Origin of the sequence: Streptomyces himastatinicus ATCC 53653, assembly GCF_000158915.1 — a bacterium.
Lineage (GTDB): Bacteria > Actinomycetota > Actinomycetes > Streptomycetales > Streptomycetaceae > Streptomyces > Streptomyces himastatinicus.
Genome location: NZ_GG657754.1, coordinates 857,254 through 862,048 on the forward strand (window position 1 = coordinate 857,254; position 4,795 = coordinate 862,048).

The 4,795-nt window shown below is 73.7% G+C and carries 5 protein-coding genes; 3 read left to right on the plus strand and 2 right to left on the minus strand.

Going from position 1 to position 4,795, the window contains the following annotated elements; genetic code table 11:
* On the minus strand, window positions 1-410 hold a 410-nt coding region (locus tag SSOG_RS02975), incomplete at its 3' end, for a 3-hydroxybutyrate oligomer hydrolase family protein (protein ID WP_039936427.1).
* Between the two features lie 43 nt (window positions 411-453).
* Window positions 454-1,776 carry a CitMHS family transporter gene (locus tag SSOG_RS02980; RefSeq protein WP_009712724.1) on the minus strand — a complete coding sequence of 441 codons (1,323 nt, stop codon included), beginning with the start codon at window positions 1,774-1,776 and terminating at the stop codon, window positions 454-456.
* Between the two features lie 136 nt (window positions 1,777-1,912).
* Between SSOG_RS02980 and SSOG_RS02985 the strand changes: the two genes are divergently transcribed.
* From SSOG_RS02985 to SSOG_RS02995, 3 genes are all read left to right on the plus strand, one after another.
* Window positions 1,913-2,857: a LysR family transcriptional regulator gene (locus tag SSOG_RS02985; protein ID WP_009712725.1), complete on the plus strand. Its 945-nt coding sequence runs from the start codon at window positions 1,913-1,915 to the stop codon at window positions 2,855-2,857.
* A gap of 196 nt (window positions 2,858-3,053) precedes the next feature.
* Entirely contained in the window at window positions 3,054-4,196 is a 1,143-nt protein-coding gene (locus SSOG_RS02990; protein ID WP_245606207.1) for a CaiB/BaiF CoA transferase family protein, read from the plus strand.
* The coding region (locus tag SSOG_RS02995) for an HpcH/HpaI aldolase/citrate lyase family protein (protein WP_009712727.1) at window positions 4,186-4,795 on the plus strand (610 nt) is incomplete at its 3' end. The genes SSOG_RS02990 and SSOG_RS02995, both read left to right, overlap by 11 nt.

The window sequence follows — 4,795 nt, forward strand, 5'->3', positions numbered from 1 at the left end:
GCCGCGCCCCACCACCGCCCGGTACTCTGTGTGCCCGCGATCCGGCCGTCGCCCGGCAGCGGGCGGCCCCGGTCGACGTTGGCCCCGTACAGCCGCCCGAGCCCGCCGCCGGACCCTGCCGCCATTCCGGCGGACGCCCAGATGGCCTGGCGGCGCAGTTCGGCGGCGGTGGGCCGGTCGGGGTCTGCGGGGGCGGGCAGCGGGCCGCGCAGCCCGTCGAAGCCGAGCCCGGCGGTGAGCAGATCGTCGCCCCTGCCGTCGTAGTGGACGGAGGTGAGGTGGTGGAACCCGGGAGGCGGCGGCGCCTCCGCCGCCGCGGCGGCGGGGGTGAGGGACGCTGCGGTCAGGGCGGCGGTCAGCAGACTCGCGGACGTACGGAATCGGCGTCGGCGTCGGCATACGGATGGCATCGCGGGGGCTCCTCCTGGGGGCGGCACAGTGTTGCGGACGGGGTCACACCGGGATCGCACCCGTCGCCATGGCGACCGCGGACATCACCAGCGTCGTGCCGAACGCCCAGCCGAAGATGAACCGCTGGTGCTCGCCGAGCTGCACGCCGCTCATGCCGAGCAGGATGAAGGTCGCGGCGGTGAGCGGGGAGAGCGGGAAGCCGGTGGTCATCTGGCCGAGGACGGCGGCGCGGGCGACCTCGGCGGGGTCGGTGCCGAAGGAGTCGGCGGTTCCGGCGAGCACGGGCAGGATGCCGAAGTAGTAGGCGTCAGGGGTGAAGACGAGGCTGAGCGGCATGCTGGTGACGGCGACCAGCGCGGGCAGATGCCCGCCGAGGCCGTCGGGGATGACCGCGACGATCGCGTGCGCCATCTTCCCGATCATGCCGGTGCCGGTGAGGATGCCGGTGAACACACCGGCGGCGAAGATCATGGTGGTGACGAGGACGACGCTGTTGCCGTGCTTCTCCAGCAGGGCCTGCTGGTCCTCCCAGCGCGGGTAGTTGACCAGCAGCGCGATGGCGAACGCGACCACGAACAGCACCGGCAGCGGCATGACCTCCAGCACCAGACCGGTCAGCAGGGCCAGGGTGAGAGCCAAGTTGAAGACGGTGAGCGCGGTGCCCGCCCGGCCGGCCACGCGCGGCGTACCGGGGCCGTCGCCGACGGCCGCCGCAGGGGCCGGGGCCGGTTCCGGCTCGGCCGTGACCGCACCGCCCAGGCGGGTGCGCTCCCGGCGGCCGATGGCGTACGAGGCGAACAGCACCCAGGCGATGCCCACGGCGAAGGCGGGCAGCAGCGGGGTGATGATGTCGGAGGTCTCGAGCTTGAGGGTGGCGGCGGCCCGCGCGGTCGGGCCGCCCCACGGGATCATGTTCATCACGCCCGCGCCGAGGGCGACGACCCCGGCGAGCACGAGCCGGCTCATGCCGAGCCGCCGGTAGACGGGCAGCAGGGCGGAGATGGAGATGAGGAAGGTCGAGGCGCCGTCGCCGTCGAGCCCCACGCACATGGTGAGGACGGCGGTGCCGACCGTGACGCGCAGCGGGTCGTTCTTCGCAATGCGCAGGATGGCGCGGATCAGCGGCTCGAAGAGCCCCGCGTCGATCATCAGGCTGAAGTAGAGCACCGCGAAGGCGATCATGATGCCGGTCGGGGCGACCTGGGACAGCCCGTCGAGCGCCATCGGGCCGAGGTCGTCCCCGTAACCGCCGATGACCGCGGTGACCACCGGCGTCAGCACGAGGGCGACGAGCACCGAGACCCGTTTGAACATGGTGAGCAGCAGGAAGCCGCCGATCGTGCAGAATCCCAGGGCTGCCAGCATGGGCCGCTCGCTTCCTCGTCCGGTCAGGTGTTGCCGAAGAGTGTCGGAGCGGCGAAAGATCCGCGTCCAGCATCGAACACAGATCTATCCATGCGTTCTGCGCAACAGTTCCCCCGGGCCCGGTCCCTCGCCGACCATGGACGTCACCCTCCGCCAGCTCACGGCGTACACCGCGGTCGCCCGCGCGGTCAGCTTCACCGCGGCGGCCGCCGAACTGCATGTGTCCCAGTCCTCCTTGAGCCGCGCGGTCGCCGATCTGGAACGCACCCTCGGCATGCGGCTGCTGGAGCGCGACACCCGCAACGTCGAACTCACCCCGGCCGGGGCGGAGGCGCTGCGCATCGCCGACCAGATCCTCGCCGCGCACCGGGCGGGCCTCGCCCAGCTGGGCCGCTATGTGGCGGGCGAGCGCGGCGCCGTATCGCTGGCCACCCTCCCCTCGGTGGCGGCCGTCCTCCTGCCCCCGGTCATCTCCGCCTTCCGCGCCCGGCGCCCCGAGATGACCGTACGGCTCCTGGACGGCCTGGAACGCTCGGTGCTCCAGCGGGTGGTGGACGGCGACGCCGACTTCGCCGTGAGCACGGTCCCCCGCCACCAGGCGACCGGTGGCATCCGGCTGCGGCCCCTGGTGCGCGACCGCTTCCACGCGGTCCTCCCCGAACACCATCCGCTCGCCGAGCGGGACGAGGTCACCTGGGAGCGGCTCGGCCGCGAACCGTTCCTCGCGGTCGGTACGGACTCCAGTGTGCGCCGCATGACGGACGCCGCCTTCGCCCGGGCGGGCAGGGACGCCGCCCCGGCGGCCGAGGCGTCGAGCGTGGCCACGGTGGGCGGCCTGGTGGCGGCGGGCCTCGGCGTCTCCGCCCTCCCCGCCCTGGTCCACCCCCTGATCCCGCCGGGCCCCCTGGTGCGCCGCCCGCTGGTCGCGCCGGTGCTGGAGCGCCGCCTGTACGTGGTCCTCCCGGCGCACCGGGCGCTCCCGCCGGGCGCGGGGCGCTTCCTGGAGGAGCTGGAGGCGTTCCGTACGGCGGGCCACCGGCTCCCGGAGGGCGTGGTGTGGGAGGAGCCGGACGCGGACTGACCGGGCGGCAGGGATTTCGCCTGGGCTTTCCTTCGCGATCCTTTGCGATCCTTTGCGATATCCGCATGAATTGATGTTCGTTCAATGCTGGACCCGCATATTCCCCACCCCGCAGCCTGAACCGCATGGAGGAACCACACCAGCACACGGCAGGGACAGCTCGCGGGGCTCAAGGTGGTGGAGTTCGCCCCACGTCGTGGCGGGCCCGCTCGCCGGGGGCATGCTCGCCGACCAGGGCGCCGACGTCGTACACGTCGAGTGGGGCGGCGACGGGGACGCCGCCCGGGCCATGGGGCCCCGATGGGACGGGGTCCCGCTCTGGTTCAAGGTGGCGGGCCGCAACAAGCGCTCCGTGACGCTCGATCTCCACCACGAGACGGGCCGGGAAGTCGCCCGCGAACTGGTCGCCTGGGCCGATGTGGTGATCGTGACGCTCCGCGCCGGGCGGCTGCGCGCCTGGGGGCTGGACTGGGAGGCCGTCCACGCGCTCAACCCCCGGGCCATCCTGCTCCAGATCTCCGGCTTCGGCGCCACCTCCTCCCGCGCGGACGCCCCCGGCTTCGGCAAGATGGGCGAGGCCCGCAGCGGGGTCGTCCACCTCACCGGCTTCCCCGAAGGCCCGCCCGTGCACACCGGCTTCTCGCACGGCGACGCCGTCACCGGCCTGATGGGCGCGTTCGCGGTGCTCGCCGCGCTGCACCGCCGCGACACCGACCCGGACTTCGACGGCGAGTGGATCGACCTGGCCCTCTTCGAACCCCTCTACCGCCTCGTGGAGTGGCAGATCATCGCCTACGACCAGCTCGGTACGGCCCCCGAGCGGGCGGGCAACCAGCTCGCGGTCGCGCCCGCCGCCGTCATCAACACCTACCGCAGCGGTGACGGCGACTGGCTCACCGTCACCTCCGCCACCACCCGCTCGGTACTCAACGTGGTCCGGCTCCTCGGCCTGCCCGACGCCGAGTTCGCCACCGTCGAGCAGCAGCACGCGGGCCGCGACCGGCTCGACGCGGCGCTGCGCGAATGGGTCGCCGGGCGCCCCTCGGCCGTCTGCCTGGAGGAGTTCGAACGCGCCGAGGTGGTGGCCTCCCGCGTCTTCACCGCCGCCGACATCGCGGCCGACCCCGTCTACGCCGAGCGCGAGGACATCATCACCGTCGACGACCCCGACCTCGGCCCGGTCCGGATGCAGGCGGTCATCCCGCACTTCCGCCAGGCCCCCGGCGCGGTGTGGCGCACCGGCCCGGCGCTCGGCGAGGACAACGCGCTGGTCTACGGGGAGTGGCTCGGCATCGACGACAAGCGGCTGACGCGGCTGGAGGACGACGATGTCATCTGAACCACGTGGCAGGGTCCCGCTGCGCTCCCTGCTCTTCGTCCCGGGCAGCAGGACCGACTGGCTGCCCAAGGCCGAGGCGGCGGGCGCCGACGCCGTGATCCTCGACCTGGAGGACGCGGTCCCCGACGACGGCAAAGCGGCGGCGCTGGACGCCGTGACCCGCGCCGTCGACCGGGCAACGTCGCGCATGCGGCTGTTCGTCCGCGTCAACGCCCTCGACCGCGCGGCGGGCTGGCAGGCCGCCGACGAACTGCGCGCCGTGGCCCGCCCCGGCCTCTACGGCATCGTGCTGCCCAAGGTTTCCCACGCCGACGACGTACGCGCGGCCGACCGGATGCTCGCGTGGTGCGAGCGCCACCACGGGCTGCCCGACGGCCACTTCGCGCTCGTACCCCTGCTGGAGACGGCGCGCGGGCTGCGCGAGGCGTACGCCATCGGCCGCGCCGCCGACCGCGTCGCCCACCTGGGCGCGCTCACCGGCCCCGGCGGGGACGTGGAACGCGCCGTGGGCTACCGCTGGAGCGCGGACGGCGACGAGACGCGCGACCTGCGCGCCCGGGTCCTGCTCGACGCCCGCGCCGCGGACTGCCCCCACCCGG

Bases quoted from the DNA above. Each gene is read 5' to 3' on its own strand.
- SSOG_RS02980 (WP_009712724.1), bottom strand. From the start codon at position 1,776: ATGCTGGCAGCCCTGGGATTCTGCACGATCGGCGGCTTCCTGCTGCTC.
- SSOG_RS02985 (WP_009712725.1), top strand. From the start codon at position 1,913: ATGGACGTCACCCTCCGCCAGCTCACGGCGTACACCGCGGTCGCCCGC.